At 73.1% G+C, this 20,109-nt stretch carries 17 protein-coding genes; 4 read left to right on the top strand and 13 right to left on the bottom strand.

The features are described 5' to 3' along the window. Nucleotides 1-123: 123 nt before the first annotated feature. Nucleotides 124-2,508: a glycosyl hydrolase family 18 protein gene (locus tag ACZ4W9_RS32140; protein WP_467941702.1), complete on the bottom strand. Its 2,385-nt coding sequence runs from the start codon at nucleotides 2,506-2,508 to the stop codon at nucleotides 124-126. A gap of 120 nt (nucleotides 2,509-2,628) precedes the next feature. On the opposite strand from ACZ4W9_RS32140, the gene ACZ4W9_RS32135 reads away from it, so the two are divergent. After that, nucleotides 2,629-3,108 (top strand): hypothetical protein, encoded by a 480-nt coding sequence (locus ACZ4W9_RS32135; RefSeq protein WP_467941665.1) that lies wholly within the window; start codon nucleotides 2,629-2,631, stop codon nucleotides 3,106-3,108. A gap of 253 nt (nucleotides 3,109-3,361) precedes the next feature. On the opposite strand, the gene ACZ4W9_RS32130 is transcribed toward ACZ4W9_RS32135, so the two are convergent. The 5 genes from ACZ4W9_RS32130 to ACZ4W9_RS32110 all read right to left on the bottom strand — a co-directional run bounded on the left by ACZ4W9_RS32130 (nucleotide 3,362) and on the right by ACZ4W9_RS32110 (nucleotide 8,769). Then, entirely contained in the window at nucleotides 3,362-4,264 is a 903-nt protein-coding gene (locus ACZ4W9_RS32130) for a hypothetical protein (RefSeq protein ID WP_467941663.1), read from the bottom strand. Nucleotides 4,265-4,584: 320 nt separating this feature from the next. Beyond that, the gene (locus ACZ4W9_RS32125; protein ID WP_467941661.1) at nucleotides 4,585-6,381 is read right to left on the bottom strand and encodes an eCIS core domain-containing protein; all 1,797 of its coding nucleotides are present in this window, start codon (nucleotides 6,379-6,381) and stop codon (nucleotides 4,585-4,587) included. Nucleotides 6,382-6,531: 150 nt separating this feature from the next. Next, on the bottom strand, nucleotides 6,532-7,095 hold the full coding sequence (locus tag ACZ4W9_RS32120; RefSeq protein ID WP_467941659.1) for a TetR/AcrR family transcriptional regulator: 564 nt from the start codon (nucleotides 7,093-7,095) through the stop codon (nucleotides 6,532-6,534). A gap of 86 nt (nucleotides 7,096-7,181) precedes the next feature. Next, entirely contained in the window at nucleotides 7,182-8,573 is a 1,392-nt protein-coding gene (locus ACZ4W9_RS32115) for an amidase (protein ID WP_467941657.1), read from the bottom strand. Then, a complete protein-coding gene (locus ACZ4W9_RS32110) occupies nucleotides 8,560-8,769 on the bottom strand; it encodes a hypothetical protein (RefSeq protein ID WP_467941655.1) in 210 nt (69 codons plus the stop codon). The genes ACZ4W9_RS32115 and ACZ4W9_RS32110 overlap by 14 nt, the downstream gene beginning before the upstream one ends. A gap of 132 nt (nucleotides 8,770-8,901) precedes the next feature. Here ACZ4W9_RS32110 and ACZ4W9_RS32105 point away from each other — a divergent pair, with 132 nt between their 5' ends. After that, nucleotides 8,902-9,822 (top strand): MBL fold metallo-hydrolase, encoded by a 921-nt coding sequence (locus ACZ4W9_RS32105; RefSeq protein ID WP_467941653.1) that lies wholly within the window; start codon nucleotides 8,902-8,904, stop codon nucleotides 9,820-9,822. Nucleotides 9,823-9,883: 61 nt separating this feature from the next. On the opposite strand, the gene ACZ4W9_RS32100 is transcribed toward ACZ4W9_RS32105, so the two are convergent. Beyond that, nucleotides 9,884-11,182 (bottom strand): MFS transporter, encoded by a 1,299-nt coding sequence (locus ACZ4W9_RS32100; protein ID WP_467941651.1) that lies wholly within the window; start codon nucleotides 11,180-11,182, stop codon nucleotides 9,884-9,886. Nucleotides 11,183-11,276: 94 nt separating this feature from the next. Here ACZ4W9_RS32100 and ACZ4W9_RS32095 point away from each other — a divergent pair, with 94 nt between their 5' ends. Further along, nucleotides 11,277-12,245 carry an ArsR family transcriptional regulator gene (locus ACZ4W9_RS32095; protein ID WP_467941649.1) on the top strand — a complete coding sequence of 323 codons (969 nt, stop codon included), beginning with the start codon at nucleotides 11,277-11,279 and terminating at the stop codon, nucleotides 12,243-12,245. 85 nt (nucleotides 12,246-12,330) lie between these two features. Here the strand turns inward: ACZ4W9_RS32095 and ACZ4W9_RS32090 are convergent, their stop codons facing one another. Beyond that, nucleotides 12,331-12,873 carry an MOSC domain-containing protein gene (locus ACZ4W9_RS32090; RefSeq protein ID WP_467941647.1) on the bottom strand — a complete coding sequence of 181 codons (543 nt, stop codon included), beginning with the start codon at nucleotides 12,871-12,873 and terminating at the stop codon, nucleotides 12,331-12,333. Between the two features lie 156 nt (nucleotides 12,874-13,029). Then, a complete protein-coding gene (locus ACZ4W9_RS32085; RefSeq protein WP_467941645.1) occupies nucleotides 13,030-14,904 on the bottom strand; it encodes an amidohydrolase in 1,875 nt (624 codons plus the stop codon). 349 nt (nucleotides 14,905-15,253) lie between these two features. Here ACZ4W9_RS32085 and ACZ4W9_RS32080 point away from each other — a divergent pair, with 349 nt between their 5' ends. Next, nucleotides 15,254-16,135, top strand: coding sequence for a class I SAM-dependent methyltransferase (locus tag ACZ4W9_RS32080; RefSeq protein WP_467941643.1), 882 nt, complete (start codon nucleotides 15,254-15,256; stop codon nucleotides 16,133-16,135). Here the strand turns inward: ACZ4W9_RS32080 and ACZ4W9_RS32075 are convergent. The 4 genes from ACZ4W9_RS32075 to ACZ4W9_RS32060 form a co-directional block, all read right to left on the bottom strand. Beyond that, nucleotides 16,072-16,614 carry a GNAT family N-acetyltransferase gene (locus ACZ4W9_RS32075; RefSeq protein ID WP_467941641.1) on the bottom strand — a complete coding sequence of 181 codons (543 nt, stop codon included), beginning with the start codon at nucleotides 16,612-16,614 and terminating at the stop codon, nucleotides 16,072-16,074. The two genes, ACZ4W9_RS32080 and ACZ4W9_RS32075, sit on opposite strands and share 64 nt — an antisense overlap. A 120-nt stretch (nucleotides 16,615-16,734) precedes the next feature. Then, nucleotides 16,735-17,436: an HAD family hydrolase gene (locus ACZ4W9_RS32070; protein ID WP_467941639.1), complete on the bottom strand. Its 702-nt coding sequence runs from the start codon at nucleotides 17,434-17,436 to the stop codon at nucleotides 16,735-16,737. Next, complete coding sequence (locus ACZ4W9_RS32065) at nucleotides 17,433-18,077, bottom strand: transaldolase family protein (protein WP_467941637.1); 645 nt, start codon at nucleotides 18,075-18,077, stop codon at nucleotides 17,433-17,435. Before ACZ4W9_RS32065 ends, ACZ4W9_RS32070 begins: the two co-directional genes overlap by 4 nt. After that, entirely contained in the window at nucleotides 18,074-20,092 is a 2,019-nt protein-coding gene (locus ACZ4W9_RS32060) for a thiamine pyrophosphate-binding protein (protein ID WP_467941635.1), read from the bottom strand. Before ACZ4W9_RS32060 ends, ACZ4W9_RS32065 begins: the two co-directional genes overlap by 4 nt. Nucleotides 20,093-20,109: the final 17 nt, after the last annotated feature.

Raw genomic sequence — 20,109 nt, 5'->3', positions numbered from 1 at the left:
TGTTCGTGAAAGAGGAGGGAGACCCGAGGACCCCCCGCACTGGGCGGGTCGCCCCGCCCCAGGGGGGAGGACCACGGCGGCCCCTGGGTGCCGTGCGTGGCACCGGGCGCCGCCGTGGACCGGTTACTTCAGGCCGTCGTTCAGCGCGGTCATGAGCTGACCGTTCGGTGTGTCGCCGGACATCTCCCAGACGAAGCCGCCCAGCAGCCCCTTGGACTTGATCCAGGCGGTCTTCTTCCCGATCGACCAGGCGTCGTCGAACGACCACCACTGGCCGTTCGGACCGGTGTACCCGAACGTCGACACGGACTGCTCGTCGTGGCGGACGGTCATGTTCGGGAAGCTGGTGATCAGGTTGTTGTAACCGCGGACCCCGGCCTCGGTGTCGAACTGGCCGGGCGCGGCGCCGTTCGCGTCCTGCCACTCACCGGCGACCCCGCCGTCGGTCACGGACTGCCAGCCGCGGCCGTAGAACGGGAAGCCCACCGTCAGCTTGCGGGGGTTGACCCCGGCGTCGAGGTAGACCTTGATCGCGTCCTCGATGCTGAAGTGGAAGGAGTACGGGTCCTGCGCGTCGGCGTACAGGTTGGAGGCGTGTCCGGCGCGCTTGGGCTCCCACGAGTTGTCGCTGCCGGCGCCGTGGAAGTCGTAGCCCTGTACGTTGGCGTAGTCGAGCGATTCGAAGATCCGGCTCAGGTCCCAGCCGGCGGCGATCTTCGCCGGGTCGGCCGGGGTGAACGCGGTCAGCAGCCGGTGTTCGCCGCCGAGCGCGTCGAGCTGCTTGCGGAACTCGGCGAGCAGCGCGGTCAGGTTGGCCTTGTCCTCGGCGCCGTAGTGGTTGCCCGGATGTCCTTCGGAGCCGGGCCACTCCCAGTCGATGTCGATGCCGTCGAAGATCCCGGCACCCGTGCCCGGGCCGCCCGCGCCGTTGTAGACGGGCAGGTCACCCTTGATCCACACGTCGACGCATGACTTGACGAACTTCTCCCGGGAGGCCTGCGTGGCGGCGGCGTCCGAGAAGAACTTCGAGTACGTCCAGCCGCCGAGCGACACCACGACCTTCAGCTTCGGGTACTTGGCCTTGAGCTTCTTCAACTGGTTGAAGTTGCCCCGCAGTTTGCCCCAGCCGTCGTCGGCGACCCCGTCCACCGACTGGCCGGCCGACATGGGACGCGCGTAGTCGGCGTCCGCGTCACCCGCGCCGGTACCCTCGTCGGGGTCCTGCGGGTTGGCGGAGACACCCTTGGTGACGCCCGCCTGGCAGGTGAGGTTCTTCGGGTCGAGGTTCTCGAAGGAGTAGTTGATGACGTCGAGCTTGGCCGCGGCGCCCGAGGTGTCCAGGTTCTTCACGAAGTACTGGCGACCGTAGATGCCCCACTGCGCGAAGTAGCCCACCTTGAGCTGCCTGCCCTGCCCGGCCACGTCGTCGGTGCTGGCGGAGACCGTGTTCGACGCCGGTGAGGAGTTGTCGGCGGTGTCGCGGGCCTTCACCGTGAAGCTGTAGGCGGTGGCGGGGGAGAGCCCGTCGACGGTGGCCGTCGTGGTGTCCGCGCCGACGGACTTCACCAGTGTGCCGCCGCGGTACACGTCGTAGGCGGCCACGGCCACGTTGTCGGTGGACTTGTCCCAGGCCAGGGCGACGCTGGAGGAGGTCCTGCCGGTGGCGCGCAGGTTGCCGGGCGCCGTCGGCGGTGTCGGGTCGGTGGCCGGATCGACGGTCTTGACGGTCAGCGGGGCGCTGGCCGGTCCGGCGTTCCCGCGCGTGTCCTTGGCCCGCACGGTGAAGGTGTAGCCCGTCGCCGGCGTCAGGCCGGTGACGGTGGCGGAGGTGCCGGTCACGGTGGCCGCGGTGGCCGAGCCGTTGAGCACCTCGTAGGAGGCGACCGGGTAGTCGCCGCCCTGCGCGGCGGTCCAGCTCAGCGCGACGGAGTGCGCCGTGACCGCGGTCGTCTTCGGCGTGCCGGGCGCGGTCGGCGGGACGTCGGGGGTGCCGTCGCACTTGTCGCCGTTGACGGTGCAGCCCGTCGGGGTGCCGATCGGCCCGCCGGCGATGAACCAGTAGCTGTACGGCTCGGTGCTGCCGCCGGCCGGGACGTTGGCGTTGTAGTGGGCGTTCTTCACGGTCACGTGCCGTCCGGAGACGGTCGCGTCGCCGTTGTAGTGGCCGGTGACGGAGACCCCGGCCGGGAGGTCGAACTCCAGGCTCCAGCCACTGACGGCGGCCGGGCCGCTGTTGCGGACGACGTAGGTTCCCTTCCACCAGGAGCCGTTGTCCTGCGTGGTGAACGTCGCCGTCAGCGTCCCGGCCGCGTGGGCGGGCGCGGCGAGCCCGGTGAGCAGGCCGAGCGGCAGGAGCAGTGCGGTGCCCAGGGCGGCGATCCGCCACCGGAACCGGCCGCCACGGTGCCGCGTGGCGGGGCCGGGGCCGCCGGTGCCGGAGCCGGCCGGAAGCTCCGCGGGCGGGTTTTCACGAGGGGATACGAGCGATGGTCTGCGCCGGTGGAACATGGCTCTCCCTGTGGTCGTGGGGTGGTACAGGGGTGAGGTGAACCGGGCGTGCGCGTTGTCTGACCGAGCGCTCACAACGTAGAAGGTCTGGACCAATGCGTCAACGGCTGCGGCGAGGCGTTGAACTGCCGAGCGGAAGACTTCTCCGGGAGGAACGTCTTCTCGCGGCAGGTGGCGCTGTCCGGGATCACCGTGTCCGCCGGCGACGCACAGGTGCTGGCCTGCTCCGGGACCACCGTCCCTTCCACCCCGCCCTCCGAGCCCGGCGGCTCCCCGGGCGAGGGCCCGGTCGCCGTCGACCCCCGGTGGACGATCGACCTGCTGGGGTCGGGCGGGAACCTGACGGCGCTCCTGTACGACCACACCGGCGTCCTCGCCTTCGCCGGGCCCGGCGAAGGCGGCCCCCTGCGCCGGATTCCGGGGCCCGGCACGAAGACCGGTGGGACCGGCAAGCCCACCGAGGTCCCGTCGGCCGCCGAGGCGAAGCGGTGGATGACGCGCCTGTGCGCCATCCTCGGCGACGAGACGCTGCCGCACGCCGCCGAGGAGAAACTGCCTCCCGGTGCGTACCGGGGGACGCTGTGCGCCGGAAAAGGCTGACAGGGCCTCCACGTGACCGTCCCGGCGCATGGCACGACCACGGCCCGCGGCCCCCGCCCGGAACCGGACGACGCCCTCGCGGCCAACCGGTGGGTCTTCGCCTTCCGCTCCCGGTCCCCGGCCGGCCTCGGCCATGCCCCGGGGGCGAGCGGGGGCCGCACGGCCGGCCCGCTGTGACGGCCGGGGCGCGGATCGGGGGGTGGCCGGACCGGCGACGCGCTCCGGTCACCCCTGTTGCCGCGGGCCCTGGCGATCAGCCGCAGGTGTACTCGACCGGCCGGCGTGATTCCACACCGACCAGGCTGCGTTCGTCGTTGCCGAGCCAGCGCAGACCGAACCCGGCCGCGACGGTGGACAGCGGGTCGCTGACCGTGCCGTTGCGCCACAGCACCGGCCGCAGCCGTGAGTTCACGAACCCGTGGCCGCCGACCGTGCCGTTGCCTCCGATGGCCGTGGCGTTGACCGCGCCGCTGCCGATGGTGCGGACGAGCCCGCCGCGCGCGCTCCATTCCACCGCGGTGTCGGTGTCGTTCAGGCCGCCGACGACGCGGCCGTCCCGCACCGCCCACGGGGTGCCGTTCGACGCGAGCTTGCGCCACTGCCCGTCGGTGTCCCAGACCGCACCGCCGAAGCCGGAGTCGCCCTGGGCGATGATCCTGCCCTGGCTGTCGACGTCCTGGAGATGCAGGTAGGAGACATCCGGGGTGGGCAGCACGCGGTAGGTGCCCGGCGCGCTGGCCGGCCACACCACCACCTGGGACTTCAGGTTGATGGTGGCCCGGCCGACGATGTCGCCGTTGTCGTTGACGAGTTCGGCGGAGTAGCCGTCCCACGTGGCGCTGCGCGGCAGTTGGTGGGTCGTGCCGTCGTGGTCGATGGTCACGGCGGCGAACGCGTCGTCGACGATGGTGTCGCCGACGATCAATCCAGCCGCGTTCACGTCTCTGAAGTGCGGGATTTCATCGGTGACCCGCAGCACGACCTTCCCGTTGTCCCACAGTGTGCCCCGCGGGTCGCTGATGCCTTCGCCCATCCACGGCCGGTTGCCCGTGGTGCCGACGGCCCAGCGGTCGCCGTCGTAGCCGCCGAGTGTGCCCACGTCGGCTCCGGCGGGCAGCTCCCACACCGTCTTCTGCCAGGTACAGGCCGCTGCCACCGCGCCTGCCTGACCCGCGGGCAACGTCACCAGCCCCAGCACCATCACCGACACCGCGCCCAGCACTGTCGCGAGCGCACGTCTTCTCCGTCGATCCGACAACGGTTCCACCCTCCTGTTGACACGCATTCACCTCAGCCCAGCGGTTCACCCCATAGCGGCCCTATGAGGTTCCTATGCGGTGGGACAAACCATCCGACCGGACTCCCGCACCCGACACACGGAAGAGACTTCCCGAGGCTGGAGACCGTCAAAAAAAGGGGGGCGCCTTTCCAGGCGCCCCCTTGTCGGGCATGAAATGCTTTTTCGCCGTAACGCGGTCAGGACATCATGATTTCCAGCCAGGGGCTCATCATGATTCCGGCCGCGCCGCCCGGCTGATTGGCCAATCCCGCGCGGGCGGCTTCCAGATCCTGGCCCGGCCCCTGCCAGAACGTGTACGGCTTGCCCTCGCTTCGGGGCGGGATCAGCGCCCAGTACTGGTAATGCGTCAAGGTGAGGTAGACGCGCTTGTTGATGTAGTCCAGCACCACCTTGACGTTGTGCTCCCAGTCGCTTCCCGTGCCGGTGTACTCGGCGAAGCCACGCGGCGCCGTGGCCGCGTTCTGGACCGAAGAGCCCGCGCCGGACTGCGAGTGCGCGGTGTAGTGGGCGTGCAGTCCCTGGGCGTGCGGGGGGACGTTGGCGGGGTCGAACCCGTTGTCGGGCAGCCTGCCGTAATCGTCCTGGTGCCAACTGCGCAGTGTTCCGGGCTGGTTGGGGCTCTTGTCGCGGGCCGCCTTCTGCGCCTCGGTCCGCTCGTCGATCACGGGCCGGGCTCCCGTGTCCGGTGTCTCCAACTGGTAGCGCACATCGAAGATGAGGTTGAGCAGCGGGCGCGGCAGCATCTCGACGGCCTGCTTCAGCGTGAGCCGCGTCAGCGGCAGGTTCTCCCCGCCGCGTGCGTGGCTCTGGAGCCTCGGCTGCTCCTGCGGGGCTCCGCCGGCGACGAGCGGCCCGAGCGACCGACCGGTCTTCTCGCGCATGGTGTCGTCGTTGCCCCAGTACGGCTCCTTCTGCTTGGACAGCGACGAGTGGAAGTAACCGGTCTCCCCGGTGTCCGGTGCCGTGGCGTACCGGGTGTCCGCGTTCGGCACCGTGACCATGGCCCCCGGCCCCTCCTCGTGGTCCGGCGGGTTGTAGTTCGAGACGTAGGTCTGCTCGTTCTCCAGGAGGGTGTTCACCTTGCGGACGAGCGCGGTGGTCAGTTGCAGGGCCCCCGGGACATCGAGGGTGGCGGGCTTGAGCCTGCGCATGACCTCCTTGAGGTCCGCCGCGTACGTTCCCGACGGGTCGACGTTCTGGGCGCGGCTCACCTCGTCCTGCACCGCGATCGCCAGATACCGCAGGAGCTGGGGCCCGGCCGTCTGCTCGGTGGCGTTCACTCCCCGCATGTACATATCGGGAGTGATCTTGACGATCCGCTGAACGGCGGCCGGGCCGCCGTCCGCCGCGTGTGCCGCGGCACCGGATCCGGCGTCGTGCGTCTTGGCCGTGTGCCCCGCCAGGGCGCGCTGTGCGGTGGCCTCGGCCTCCCGCTCGAACCGGTCGGCGGGGTCGGAGACCCGCAGACCGGCCCCGTTGTCGGTGCCGGCGACGGGGCCCCGGCGCTGCTGGATCACGTGCACCAGTTCGTGGGCCAGCGTGTGCCGGTCCGCGCCGCCCTCCCCGAGGACGACGTGGCTGCCCGAGGTGTACGCCCGCGCCCCCACCTCGGCCGCGGAGGAGCGGGCCGCCGTGTCGTTGTGGACGCGCACGTCGGAGAAGTCGGCGCCCAGCCGGGTCTCCATGTCGTGGCGGGTGGCCTCGTCCAGGGGGCGTCCGGGGGTGCGCAGCACGTCATGGACGGCGGAGCGCTGCACCGCGGGCTGTTCGTGCCCGCAGCCGGCGTCGTGCCGGTGTTCGTCCTCGGACAGCTGTCCGGCCTGGCGCAGCATCCGCACCACGGCGTCGTTCCCGGCGGCCGTCTGCAGAGCCGCGAGGCTCCGCGCGACCGTACGGGGTCCGGCGGCGGTCCGCCGGGGCGCCGCCCGGCTCGTGTCGGTGCCGGTCGTCCTCGTCCTGGAGTGGTCGTGCACGTGTCCCTCATCCGGTGGCGAACTCGACTCCCTCCTGGATACCGGGGCGGATGCTCCGCGCACCAGGGCCATCGGGGCAGCTCCGGGGACCGAACGGGTACCTCGCGGTGCCCCCGGGGATGCCCCGGGGCACGACCCCGGGTCGTTCGGTCACCCGGGGGGCGGGCCGAGGGCCGCGGTCACGAGCCGGCGCGCGTAGGTGGCGTCCAGCCCGTGCGGGCGGAAGAGGATGCGGTACATCAGGGGGGCGACGACGTGGTCCATGACCGTCTCGACGTCGGGTGTGCGCTCGCCGCGTCCGGCCGCGCGGGCGAGGATGACGTCGATCTGCGCGGCGGCGTAGGCGGAGCACTGGCCGGCGTTGCCGCCGTCCGGGTCGCCGAGCAGGGCGTCGCGGATGTAGGCGCGGCCGGAGGGGGAGGCCATGTCGTCGAGGAACTGCTCGGCCCACGCGGTCAGGTCGGACGACAGGGCACCGTGGTCCTCGGGCTCGGCGTCGGGTCGCAGGCGCTCCACCGCCACGTCCGACAGCAGTTCCTGAAGGTCCCCCCAGCGCCGGTAGATCGTCGACGGCGTCACGCCCGCGCGCTGGGCGACCAGGGGAACCGTCAGGGCGTCCCGGCCCACTTCGGACGCGAGTTCGCGTACGGCCGCGTGCACCGCCGCCTGGACGCGGGCGCTGCGCCCGCCGGGGCGGACCATCTGCCTGCTCATGCGGCCACCTTAAAGCAAAATCATGGCTTCTGATCGCGACCCTGGACGTCTTGGGCCCGACCCGAGTGGCCGGGCCGAGGGGGTGGTCAGACCGGCGGGGCGAGCCCGGGTGTCGGCCAAGCCTGCTGGTAGGCGTGGCCCACCCGCAGAAGCACGCTCTCCGTGAGGGGCCGCCCGAGCAGTTGCATGCCGATGGGCAGCCCCGCCGCGTCCCGGGCGACCGGTACGGACAGGGCCGGCACTCCGGTGATGTTGGCGGGGGCCGACAGGCGTACGTAGGCGTCGGAGACGCCTTCCACGGTGCCGTCGGCCCAGGTGACCGTCTCCTGACCGGCCTTGACGGCGGTCACCGGCACGGCGGGGGCGGCGATCACGTCGACCTCCCGCAGCACGCGCGCCCACTCCCGCCGCATGAGGGTGCGGGCGCGCTGGGCACGCAGGTAGTCCCCGGCGGAGATCAGTTCGCCGGCTTCGAGGAGTACGCGGACGTCGGCCTGGTAGAGCTCCGGAACGGTGCGCAGGGTCCTCTCGTGGTAGGCGGTGGCCTCGGGCACCATCAGGCCCCACTGGGTGGCCCGGATGTAGCGGGTCATGGGGATCTCGACCGGGACGAGGCGGGCGCCGAGGGCCTGGAGCCGGTCGACCGCGCGCCGGACGGCGGCTTCCACCTCGACGTCGACGTGCTCGAAGTAGTAGGTGCGGGGCACCCCCACGCGCAGTCCCGTGAGGTCCGTGCCCGCGGGCGGCCGGTAGTCCGTGGCGGGTGTGGTCAGAGAGGCGGGGTCGCGGGGATCGGGTCCGGCGAGGGCGGTCAGGACCAGGGCGGCGTCCTCGACGGTGCGGGTGATCGGGCCGACGTGGTCCAGCGACCAGGACAGCGAGGTGACGCCGTGGCGCGGGACGAGACCGTAGGTCGGTTTCAGCCCGACCACTCCGTTCAGCGCGGCGGGCACCCGGATCGACCCGCCGGTGTCGGTGCCGAGGCCGAAGAGGGCGGTGCCCGCGGCGACGGCGACGGCGGATCCGCCGCTGGAGCCGCCGGCGATCCGGCCCGGGTCCCAGGCGTTCACGGTCTGCGGGGTGGTCAGGCCGTAGGCGAACTCGTGGGTGTGGGTCTTGCCGACCAGGACCGCGCCGGCCGCCGACAGGCGGGCGGCGACCGTGCTGTCCGCCGTCGCGCGGTGGCCGGCCCTGACCCGGGAACTGGCCGAGGTCGGCGTGCCGGCGACGTCGATCAGGTCCTTGAGACCCATGGGGATGCCGTGCAGCGGACCACGGTGACGGCCGGCCGCGATGTCGCTCTCGGCTTCGCGCGCGGCGCGGCGGGTGCGCTCGGCCGCGACGGCGACGTACGCCCGCAGGTGCGGCTCCACCTGCGCGACGCGCTCGAGGACGGAGTCCGCCAGTTCCACGGGGGACAGCCGCCGAGCCCGGATCGCGTCGGCTGCCGCGCTCACCGACAGTTCATACGGCCGCATCGTCCGCCTCCTGTTCCGCGCGGTAGGCGAGGGCGGGCGGGGTGTCCCCGAAGTCCAGTTCCCGCAGGACCGCGACGACGGAGTGGATGTGGCGGGCGGTGGCCGCCACGGCGGCGTGGCGTTCGGCGGCCAGCGGGAGGCCGGCGCGTACGGCCCAGCGGGCCGCCTCCGGCGGGGTGAGGTCGGCGGAGGACAAGGGCGTTCTCTCCTCGGGTGGGGCGGAACGGGCGCAGCTCTTCAAAAGCTAAGCGTTTGCGTTAGCCGCACTGTAGGACCTACGGTGATTTAACGCAAACCAATTGCGTTTAGCTCCGTGAAGGGACCGTTCATGAGCACTCCCCGGGCCGCCACCCCCTCCTGGACCGTGGGCGACGTCCTCGTCCACCGCATCGACGAGGTCCTCCTGCCGCCCGCGACCGGAGCCTGGCTGCTGCCGGGCGCCACCCCGGACGTCATCGCCGGGCAGGACTGGCTGCGCCCCCACTTCGCGGACGACGAGGGCGTCCCGCGCCTCCACAGCCACAGCTTCGCGTTCACCGTCGGCGGGCGGCGCGTCCTGGTGGACACCGGCATCGGCAACGGCAAGCAGCGGGCCAACCCCGCCTGGCACGACCTGGACACCGGCTACCTCGAGCGCCTGACCGCCGCCGGATTCCCCCCGGAATCCGTCGACTTGGTGATCCTCACCCACCTGCACGCCGACCACGTCGGCTGGAACACGCGGAAGGCGAACGGTGCCTGGGTGCCCACCTTCGCCCACGCCCGGTACCTCGCCTCCCGCACCGAGCGCGAGTTCTGGGCCGGGTACGCCATGGACGCGCCGCGCGAGCAGATGTTCCGCGACTCCGTCATCCCGGTGGAGCGGGCGGGGCTGCTCGACCTCGTCGACGTCCCGGACGGGGGCGCCGAGATCGTCCCGGGCCTGCGCCTGATCCCGACCCCCGGGCACACACCCGGTCACCTCGCCGTCGAACTGAGCAGCCGCGGCCGGACGGCGGTGATCACCGGCGACTGCGTCCACCACCCGGTCCAGCTCGCCCACCCCGCCATAGGCGCCTGCGTCGACATGGACCCCGCGCGCTCCGAAGCGTCCCGCCGCGCGCTCCTCGGCTCGCTCGCCGGCACCCGGACCCTGCTCCTGGGCACCCATTTCGCGCCGCCCGCCGCCGGGCACGTCGTCGCCCAGGAGGGCGGCTACCGGTTGTCGCCGGTCCCCGCCGCGTCGCACGGAGCGGACGTCGGCGGCTGACCGCCGGAGGCGCCGCGCCCACGGCCGCCGCGCCGGCCGCCCCTGCCGCCGGGCGGCTGGATCACCGCGGGCCGGCGGCCGGGGCCGGGGCCGGCCGGTGTGGTGCCGGTGGATGCGGCTGGGCGGGCTGCGCGGGGGCCTGGGCCGTGCCGGTGTGCGCGCGGCGGGCCAGGGGGACGGACGAGGCGGCCAGCACCGCGTAGACGAGACCGATGACGAGCCAGCCGGTCTCGGCGAGGGAAGACAGGGCGAGGGTGACCAGGAGGGGGCCGCAGGAGCGGACGAGCTGGGTGCCCGTGCTCCAGGCGCCCTGGTACTCGCCGAGGCGGGCGTCGTCCGCCAGGTCGTAGGACAGGCCCCAGGACCCGGCCGACTGGAGCAGTTCGGTGAGGGTCAGCAAGGTGACGGCGGCGAACAGCGCGAGCGCGCCGGGCAGGGGGCCGAGCGTTCCGGTGGCGGCGAACAGCGCGGCCGCGGCCAGCAGGCAGTAGCCGCCGCGGCGCATCGCGCGGGCCGCCGAACCCACGTCGGTGACGGTGTTCCCGACCCGCATCTGGAGGCCGATGGCGACCAGGACGTTGAGGAAGAGCAGCGCGGACGTGGTCCAGCCGGGTGCCCGGGTGTGGCCGGTGACCCACAACGGCATGCCGACTTCCAGGAGTTCCATGTGCATGATGAGCACGCCGTTGAGCAGGGCGAGGGCGATGTAGGGGCGGTCGCGCAGTACTCCGGCCCGCTTGCCCCGCGCGGGGCGCGGCCCGGCGGTTGCCGTTCCGGCCGCGGCGGACGGCGCCGGTGTCTCGGGCAGGCGCACCGCGACGAGCGCGACGGCCAGCACGCTCACGGCGCCCGCGCCGATCAGGGCACGGAAGGCCAGGGGGCTGTCCAGGGCGAGGGCCAGGCCGAGCGCGGGGGTGCTGAGGGTGGCGCCGATGTTGCGCACGACGCGGTTGAAGGCGAGCGTCCGCACCCGGTTCTCGGGCGTGGTGATGGTGCCGAGATAGGCCTGGCGCACGGGGGCGACCGCGCTCTCGGCGAGGCCGGCGAGGCACGCGACGGCGAGGAACGCCGGGTAGCCGTCGACGAGTTGGTAGGCGCCGAGGATGAGGGCGCGCAGCAGGCTGATGGCGATCAGGAGCCTGCGGTGTCCGATCCGGTCGCCGAGACGGCCGGCCGGCACGGCGGCGGCGAGCCCGACGAGCGCGGCCAGGGACAGACCGCTGCCGACCTGTACCGCACCCAGGTGGGCGACCTTGGTGAAGAACAGCACGCCGCCCGCGAGCATGATGCCCGGGACCAGGGAGTCGAAGAACGTCACGGTGGCGTAGACCCGCAAGGGGCCGCGCGGAGGCAGGAACATGCCGTCCACTGAAGCCGCCCTCCCCCGGCGGCCGACAGGGATTTAGGCTGGGCCTAAATCCTCGGACGGGACGCGGGAGGGACTCGGTGACAGGGTGATCGAGATCGAGCTGGGGGTGGACGACCTGGCGCGTGTCCGGTTCGCCGTCTCGCCGTTGCAGGAGACGTGCCACAGCCTGTGGGCGCTGCGCGACCCCGGTGACTTCCCGCTGCACATGCGGTGGATCAGGCTGGTCCGCGACCGGCTGCGCCTGCTGGACGGCGAGATGCTGGACGCCCTGGTCAGCGAACGGCGCTGGCTGCCGGACTTCATCACCCCCCGCCCCCTCACCCGCGTGCCGGACATGGCCGAGGAGCTGCACATCCTCCGACGCACCGATCCGGCCACCGTCCGCCGGGACATCGAGACCGCCTACCGCGACCAGCGCGTCCCACCGGTTCTGCGCGGTGACCCGGCCGTACTGCGCGACCGGATCGCCGACGCCCTGGAGGCGTACTGGCACCTGGCGCTGGAGCCGCACTGGCCGAGGATGCGCGGCGTACTGGAGGCCGACATCCTGTACCGGGGCCAGCTGCTCGCCGACGGCGGGGCCGCCGCCCTCTTCGCCGGTCTGCATCCCAACGTCCACTGGGAGTCCGGGATCCTGCGCCTGCACCCCATGGGCACCCACAGCCGGGTACCGGCCGGCAGCGGGCTCACCCTGTGCCCGACCCTGTTCGGCCGCAAGGCGACGGCACCGATCGGCGAGGTGCCCCGCGTCGACTACCCGGCGCGGGGGGTGGCCACCCTGTGGGAGGCGGTGGCGGCGCCGCCCGCCGACGCGCTCGCCGCGCTGATCGGACGGCCGAAGGCGGCACTCCTGGCCGCCCTCGACGCCCCCGACACCACCGCGTCACTGGCCCGCGTCCTCGGCGTCACCCCCAGCGCCGTCTCCCAGCACCTCGCCGTACTCACCGCCTGCGGCCTCGTCACCCGCGCACGAGCCGGACGCACGGTGCTGTACGCACGCAGCGAGCTCGGCGACCGACTCGCCACCCCTCACGAGCGGAACACCGCCACCTGACCGGAGCCGTGGTGGTCCGGTACCGACCGTCGGACCGGCGCGGCACCGTCCGGGCCCGACCTCGTGTGAACGGCCCGAGAGGGCGTCAGACGCGGGCCAAGCGGCGGTGCGGGCCCCGGGGGAGTTCCGGTTCGACCGTGTCGCCGGGGCGCACCACGCCGCCTTCCCGCACGATGCTCATGATTCCGGCCTTGCGCACGATGTTCCCCGCCTCGTCGCGGCCGACGACCTGCTTCAGCAGTCCGTCCTGGAAGGCGTCGATCTGCCGGCAGGGGTTGCGGAGGCCGGTGACTTCGAGGACCGCGGTGTCGCCGATGCGCAGCAGTGTGCCGGTCGGCAGGCCGAGCAGGTCGATGCCGCGCGTGGTGATGTTCTCGCCGAGTTGGCCGGGTGCCACCGTGAAGCCTCGCTCGCCGACCTCGGCGAAGAGTTCTTCGTGGATGAGGTGGACCTGGCGGAGATTGGGCTGGGTGGGGTCCTGTGCGACACGCGAGCGGTGCTTGACCGTCACGCCGGCGTGCACGTCCCCCTCCACACCGAGCCCGGCGAGCAGCGTGATGCTGTCCCGGTTCGGCTTGGTGAACGAGTACTCCCCGTTGCTGCTGACCGCTGTCACGAGCCCGCTCATGCCTCGGGACCCCCTCTTCGCCGACTGTGAGGACAGGAGACTAACCCTCGTGGCCTGCCGGTGCCGGCGAGAGGGCCCGGCCGCACTGGCGGGCGGCCGGGCCGATCCGCACGGGCACGCGTCACGCGGTGGCCCGCAGGGGCGTCTGCCGCGCGGTCAGAGGAAGCAGGGGTCGGTGAACGTGCCCGATGTGTGCGGGGCCAGGCCGCGACGGGCGCGCCACCGGTGGTGCTGCTCGGACTCGGCGACGGCCTGGCCGAGGAGTTCGGCCTGGCGGGCGCCCGTCAGGCCCGCGCGGGGTGTTGCCTGGTAGCCCCCGAAGTGCGCCACCGGGCTCCACGCGGGGCTGACCGGCGGCAGTTCCTCGTCGAGGCCCTCGTACTCGCCGGTCGCGTAGACGATCCTGCCGCCGACGACCGTCAGCAGGGACTCGATGTGGGCGATGTCGGGCTCGGGCACGGTGAAGTAGTCCTCGGACAGGACGGCCAGGTCCCCGAGGAAGCCCGGGCGCAGCACGCCCTTGACGTCCTCCTCCCCGGTCAGTGTGGCGCCGGCCCGGGTGAACATGGCCAGCGCGGTCTGCCGGTCGACCCGGTTGTGCGGCGGGCGGACCACCAGGTCGCCCACGGTGCGGCCGGTGACCAGCCAGTGCAGGGCGATCCACGGGTTGTAGGTGGAGACCCGGGTGGCGTCGGTGCCGGCGCCGACGGTCAGGCCGCGGTCCAGCATGGCCCGGATCGGCGGGGCGTCCGCGGCGGCGCCGGGGCCGTAGCGGCGTACGAACGCCTCGCCCTGGAAGGACAGCCGGTTCTGCACGGACAGCGCGCCGCCGAGGGCGGCGATGCGGTCCAGGCTGTCCGCGGAGACGGTCTCGGCGTGGTCGAACAGCCAGCGGTTGCCGGCCGGGAACAGTCCTTCCGCGGCGAGCTTCTCGAACACCGCCAGGTCCCGCCGGATGGTCTCGTCGTAGGTGGCGTGCAGCCGGAATCCCCAGCCGTTCTCCATGAGCAGGCGTACGGCCTTCTCGAACTCCACCTCGTACGGGCCGAGTTCCGGCCGGGGCTGGGCGAAGTTCTCGAAGTCCGCCGCCGCCCAGGTCAGGTTCTCGCCGGCACCGTTGAGGCGCAGCCATTCGTCCCCGTCCTCGGGGCGGACCATGCCGATCCAGCGCGCGAGATCGTCGATCTCCTGTCCGGCGGTCTGCGGGAACAGGTGGTAGGCGATGCGCAGCGACAGCTGTCCGGCCTTCGCCAGTTCCATGACGGTGCCGTAGTTGTCGGGGAAGTTCTGGAAGCCGCCGGCCGCGTCGATCGCCGAGGTGAGGCCGAACCTGTTCAGTTCCCGCAGGAAGTGACGGGTGGAGGTCTTCCTGTCCTCCCCTTCCAGCACCGGGGCCTTGGCCAGGGTGGAGTAGAGGACGAGGGCGCCGGGAGCGGCCAGCAGCATGCCGGTGGGCTCGCCGTCCCGGCCCCGTACGATCTGGCCGCCCTTGGGATCGGGAGTGTCCCGGGTGAATCCGGCGGCCTTGACGGCGGACCGGTTGAGCACGGCCGCCTGGTAGAGGTGCAGGACGAACACCGGGGTGTCCGGTGCGGCGCCGTTCAGTTCGGCGACGGTCGGCAGCCGGCGTTCGGCGAACTGCTCGGCCGACCATCCGCCCACGACCCGCACCCACTGGCCCTTGGGGGTGCGCGCCGCCTGCTCGCGCAGCATCTCCAGGCCCTGGCGCAGAGTGGGGACGCCGTCCCAGCGCAGCTCCAGTACGTAGTTCAGTCCGCCCCGGATGACGTGCAGGTGCGCGTCGTTGAGTCCGGGGACGACGCGGCGGCCCAGGGCGTCGACCACCCTGGTGTCCGGGCCGACGCGGGGGGCCACGTCGTTGTCGTCGCCGACGACCGCGATGACACCGTCGCGGATGGCGATCGCCCCGGCCTGCGGACGGGACGGGTCTCCGGTGTGGATCTTCGCGTTGCGGACGACCAGGTCGGCGGCGTTGTCGGTGGCGTGGGCGACCAGCCCACCGACGGGCATCGTGGACACCTTGGGACAACCTCCTGCGGGATGAACGGAGTCGGCGGCAGCGGCCGTCGGCTTCCGGTCTGGGCCTGCGGCAACGGGCGGGAAAACCCCGTACGTTCGTGCGCGGTCGCCGAGCCCGGCTGAACGGTGCGCGTTCCCGGTACGTTCTCCGGGCGATGCCCAGACCCCTGTCCGGCTCCAGCGGGACCCGACTGCTGCGCCGCCAGGCTAGGTCGCGGGAAACCGCCGGTGTGTCCCGGCAGCGCACTGGATGCGTTCCGACAGTGCATCGCCCTCGCGGCCCGGTAGGGGCCGGCTCCGCCCACCGCCGCCGGAGACAGGGCCCGGTAATCTCGTGGCCATGGCCCGGATGTCAGTGACACGCTTCTACGACGAACTGGCCGACGATTACCACCTGATCTACGCGGACTGGGACGCGAGCATCCGCCGGCAGGGGGACGCGCTGGACGCCCTCATCGGCCGGGAGGGTGCGACGGTGCTCGACTGCTCCTGTGGCATCGGCACCCAGGCCATCGGCTTGGCGCGGCGCGGGCACCACGTCACCGGGACCGATCTCAGCCCTCGCGCCGCCGCCCGCGCCGCCCGTGAGGCCGGCCGGAGGAACCTGAGCCTGCGCACGGCCGCCGCCGATATGCGGCGTCTGCCGTTCGCGGACGGCCGGTTCGACACCGTCGTCTGCGCCGACAACTCGCTGCCGCACCTGCTGACCGAGCGCGACGTGCGGGCCGCCCTGGCCGAGATGCGCCGCGTGTCGCGTCCCGCCGGTCTCCTGCTGGTCAGCACCCGCCCCTACGACGACCTGCTGCGCGACCGCCCCTCCTCGACGCCTCCCCAGGTCCACCCGACCGCCGACGGCGCGGGCATCGGAGAACGGTCCGTCACCTTCCAGCTGTGGCACTGGCACGACGACGGCGAGCACTACGATCTGGAGCACTTCCAGCTTCTCCCGGCGGCCGGAGAGTGGCGCGTCCAAACCCGCCGCACCACCTACTGGGCGCTCGGCCGGGACCGGCTCACCGACCTCGCGGCCGAGGCCGGCTTCGTCGACATCGGTTGGCGGATGCCCCAGGAGACGGGTTTCTTCCAGCCGCTGCTCGTGGCCCGCGCCGGCGGCCGGGTGGCTGCGCCGTCCGACGTGCCGACCGCTCGGGCCGGCGCTCAGCCGGACGGCGTGGCCGGGGGCCGTGGGGACCACTCCCCCAACCACTGCTCCGCGCCGTAGGCCTCGAAGCGTTCCACCTCGGTGAACCCCAGCCTCGCCGCGAGGCGCATCGAGCGGACGTTGGCGGTCTGGGTGGTGAGTACCACGGGTTCGCCGGGAAGCGCGCCGGCGAACCAGTCGAGTACCGCCGCGCACGCCTCGGCGGCGTACCCGTGTCCCCACGCGTGCGGCAGGAACAGGTAGCCGAGCTCGGCCTTCCCGGCGGCCGGAAGGTGTCCCGTGCCCTTGGTGAGCGTGATCTGGCCGATCATCGCTCCGTCGCGCTCGGCCACGAAACGGCCGGGACGCCTGCCGGGTGCCCCGGGCATCGCCCGCTCGATCGCCTCGCGCGGTTGCGGGCCACCGAGGTAGGTGCCCACCTCCGGTGAGGCGAACAGCTCGATGACCGCCGCCCGGTCCCGGGCCTCGGGCTCACGCAGCAGCAGCCTTTCCGTCCTGATCGGGCCGGGCGGCCAGGCGACGGGTCCGAGGCCGGTCATGAATCCCCCCGTTCTCGTGCACGCGACTTCGGCAGCGGTGAGCCGCCTCCCGAAGTGTCGTACATCCGCGGTCGGGGGTTCCAGGCAGGCGTGCGTGAAGAGGGCCGGGCGGGCGCGGGGTCAGGTGTCGGCCGGCACCGAGGAGGCCAGGACCAGGTGTCTCAGGTCGTCGATGACGGTGTCGGCCTCGTGCAGCTCGCGGGCCGGGTGGGTGGAGGTGACCGCGGCCACCGTGCAGCCCGCGGCGCGGGCGGAGCGTACGCCCGCCGGCGCGTCCTCCACCACCAGGCAGTCGGCCGGATCGACGCCCAGCCGTTCGGCCGCCACCAGGTACGGTTCCGGGTCGGGCTTGCCGCGGGTGGTGTCGTGCGCGGACACCAGTGACGGTGGCAGGGGCAGGCCCGAACTGGTCAGGCGGTGGCGGGCGAGCAGCGGGGTGCAGGCGGTCACCACCGCCCACGGGCCCGCGTCCCGCAGCGCGGCGAGCAGCTCCGCCGCGCCGGGAATCGCCGTGCCGGGCCGGGGATCGGTCTCCTGGACGTGCAGTTGGTGACGGGCCGACTCGCTGATCCGCTCCGGCGACCACGCGGGCCGTACCAGTCCGATGAGGTCGGTGGCCGTGCGCCCGTGCAGCAGCCCGTCGAGTTCGGCGGGGTCGACGTCGTAGGCCACGCACCAGGCCTGCCACGCCCGCTGGATGGAGTCCCCGGAGTCGACGAGGGTGCCGTCGAGGTCCAGCAGCACCGCCGCGTAGTCGCGGGCGAGCGCCGGCGGCGACAGGAGGCGGGTGCGCCGTGCCCGGGTGTGCTCGGGCGCGCTCACGAGGCGCTTCCGTACTGGGCGCGGAACTCCGTCTCGGCGGCGAGGGAGGAGGGGTGGCCGGTGAGGGCGAGCAGCACCGGCAGGGGCGCGGTGACCGCGTCCGCGCCCTGCCGCAGCACTTCCACGGCCTGCTGCGGGCTCTTGACGGAGGCCGCCACCACCGCCGGGCCGGGGCGCCGCGCGCGGACCGCCACCAGGTCGGCGACCAGGGAGTCGGACACCTCCGGGTCCCGCAGCCCCCGGTCGTGGTAGGGGATCACCGCGCGGCAGTCCAGCGCGAGGGCCGTCACCATGACGGCGGCCGACTGCGCCGCGGTGAGGGCGACGGGGATGCCGCGCCGTACCAGGGCCGCGGCCAGGGCGGTGCCCTCGGGGGTCGCCATCGCCTTGATCACCACGCGGTCCGGGTCGATGCCGTGGGCGCGTGCGGCCTCCGCCTCCAGGTCCGGTCCGTAGGCCCCGGTGGGCTGGTAGTAGGCCTCCGTGAGCCCCAGTCCGAGCAGGTCCGCGAGCTGTTCCAGTGGTTTGTCGGTGACGGCGCGCATCAGTTTCGGGTTGGTCGTCGCGCCGTGGACGAGGCCGATGTCCAACGCGCGGGCGACGTCCGTGACGTCCGCGCTGTCGACCAGCAGGACCCTCATACGGTCACCTTCCTCTGCGTCTCGAATCCCTGGGTCACCCAGATGCCCCGCCACGCGGCGGGCTCCGACGGCAGCCGCAGCTCCAGCAGGGACGGGCCGTCGGCCGCGGCGACCCGCTCCAGTTCCTCCGACAGCCGGGCGACCGCCGCGGACACCTCGGGCTGCGGGGCCCCGACCGGCACCTCCACCGCCGTCGCGGGCAGCCCCATGGACCGGGCGAGACGACAGTAGTCGAAGTCGTCCACGTTGTGCAGGAACGGCCTGCGGCCCGAGCCGAACCAGTCCGGTCCGGACGCGGCGGCCTGCTTGGTCAGCGACACGGACCGACCGTTGTTGCACACCAGGTAGGTGATCCGGGCCCGCTGCTGGACGGCCGCGACCAGACCCTGGAAGGAGTTGGTGAACGCCTGGTCCCCCAGGGTGCACAGCACGTCGGCCGTCGGATCGGCCACGGCCAGGCCCGTCGCCAGCGGGATGCCGCCGCCGACGAAGCCGCCGTGGCCGCCGAAGACGCGCAGGCCCCGGGGGAAGCGGTCGTACCCCTCGGACAGCAGCCCGCCGAACATCTGGCTGTCGTCCACGAGGACCGGCTTGCGCCAGCCGGCCAGCAGCCCGGCGATCGCCGCGGTGATGTCCTGCCGGGCGCGTTCGACGTGGTCCTCTGCGGGCTCCGGGGTGAACCGGGCGGTCTCGGCGACCTCGGGGCCGTACCAGGGAGCGCGGCGCACCCCGCCCCGCTCCAGCAGTTCGGCCATCCGCAGCAGGGTGGCGCCCGGCTCGGCCCGCACCAGGAGGTCGCCGGGGGCGAGGTAGCCGTTCTTCAGGACCTTGGCGGGGTCGGTGTTCAGGGCGATCTTGGGGCAGTCGGGCAGCGGTCCGACCACGCGGGGGTAGATGTTGCGGTCCTCCACCGTCACCAGCAGGTCGCAGCGGTCCAGCAGTTCGTTGTGGGCGTCGCTGTAGGGGTTGAGCCAGCCCGCGAAGCCGGACACCTCCTCGGTGCGCAGCCGCTCGAAGAGCATCGGGCCGCGCCGGTAGCGGACCTGGAGCACCGGTGCCCCGAGTGCGCGCCCGACCTGGTCGAGGCCCTCGCGGACGCCCTCGAAGCGCAGGGCGTAGTCGTCGACGAGGAGTACCGGCCGGTCCGCCGCGGCCAGGGCGCCGACCACGGCCTTGACCTGGTCGGGGTCGGGCAGGGCACGGGCGGGCGCGGTGGGCGGGTCGGCCAGCGCCGACACCGGTATCCAGCGCTGCTCGGCGACGTCCTGGGGGATGCCGAACAGCACGGGCCGGTGCGGTGGCTGCTGCACCCTGCGGCAGGCCTCGCGCAGCCTGGCCACGAAGGCGGTCGCGGCGGCGCCGGCGGCGGAGGGCTCCTCCGGCACGGCCGGGGCCTGCCACCACCAGTCGGTGAACTCGCCGACGGCGGGCAGCAGGTTGTCCTCTCCGTGCGGGGGCAGGAAGGCCGCGGAGCCGGTGCTGGGCAGGCCCACCAGGTAGACGGTGCCCAGTTCGTTGCGGCGGGCGTCGGCGACGGCTCCGGCGGCGTTGGTCAGGCCGCGGGCGCCGTGCAGGACGGCGGCGGCCAGTCCGGGACGGAGCATGCCGGCGCCGGCGGCCATGAACGCCGACTCCTTGTCACCGCGCCCGTTGACCATCTCGATCCCCGCCGTGCGGTCGATCGCGTCGCACACGGCGAGTTCGCTGGTGCCGGGATAGCCGAACACGGTCCGGGTGCCGGCGGCGGCCAGCACCGCGGCGACGGCCTCGGCGCCGGTCAGCGGGGGACACGAGTGCGTGAGGGCGCGTAACAGCTCCTCGGCGTGGGCGGGCCCTGTCCCCAGGGCCCGGGACAGCTCGTCGACGGCGGCCTGGCGGCCCCCGGCCAGGAGGTGGCCCACCAGGCGCGGCAGGTCGTCCCCGGCCCGCCGCGCGATCTGGGCCGCGGTGCGCCGTGGGTCCTGGTGGTCGAAGCGGGCCGGCTCGCGGAAGGCGTCGTGATCTGTGGCGGACATCGATTCTCCGGTGGTGT

This window comes from Streptomyces sp. NPDC029296 (genome assembly GCF_055569255.1).
The sequence above is the reverse complement of the archived record's forward strand: the minus strand, read 5'-3'. Positions and strand labels throughout refer to the sequence as shown.

Coding starts and splice junctions, on each gene's coding strand:
- ACZ4W9_RS32075 (WP_467941641.1), bottom strand. CDS start 16,614: ATGACCGGCCTCGGACCCGTCGCCTGGCCGCCCGGCCCGATCAGGACG.
- ACZ4W9_RS32090 (WP_467941647.1), bottom strand. CDS start 12,873: ATGAGCGGGCTCGTGACAGCGGTCAGCAGCAACGGGGAGTACTCGTTC.
- ACZ4W9_RS32080 (WP_467941643.1), top strand. CDS start 15,254: ATGGCCCGGATGTCAGTGACACGCTTCTACGACGAACTGGCCGACGAT.
- ACZ4W9_RS32065 (WP_467941637.1), bottom strand. CDS start 18,077: ATGAGGGTCCTGCTGGTCGACAGCGCGGACGTCACGGACGTCGCCCGC.
- ACZ4W9_RS32140 (WP_467941702.1), bottom strand. CDS start 2,508: ATGTTCCACCGGCGCAGACCATCGCTCGTATCCCCTCGTGAAAACCCG.
- ACZ4W9_RS32060 (WP_467941635.1), bottom strand. CDS start 20,092: ATGTCCGCCACAGATCACGACGCCTTCCGCGAGCCGGCCCGCTTCGAC.
- ACZ4W9_RS32115 (WP_467941657.1), bottom strand. CDS start 8,573: ATGCGGCCGTATGAACTGTCGGTGAGCGCGGCAGCCGACGCGATCCGG.
- ACZ4W9_RS32100 (WP_467941651.1), bottom strand. CDS start 11,182: ATGTTCCTGCCTCCGCGCGGCCCCTTGCGGGTCTACGCCACCGTGACG.
- ACZ4W9_RS32120 (WP_467941659.1), bottom strand. CDS start 7,095: ATGAGCAGGCAGATGGTCCGCCCCGGCGGGCGCAGCGCCCGCGTCCAG.
- ACZ4W9_RS32085 (WP_467941645.1), bottom strand. CDS start 14,904: ATGCCCGTCGGTGGGCTGGTCGCCCACGCCACCGACAACGCCGCCGAC.
- ACZ4W9_RS32105 (WP_467941653.1), top strand. CDS start 8,902: ATGAGCACTCCCCGGGCCGCCACCCCCTCCTGGACCGTGGGCGACGTC.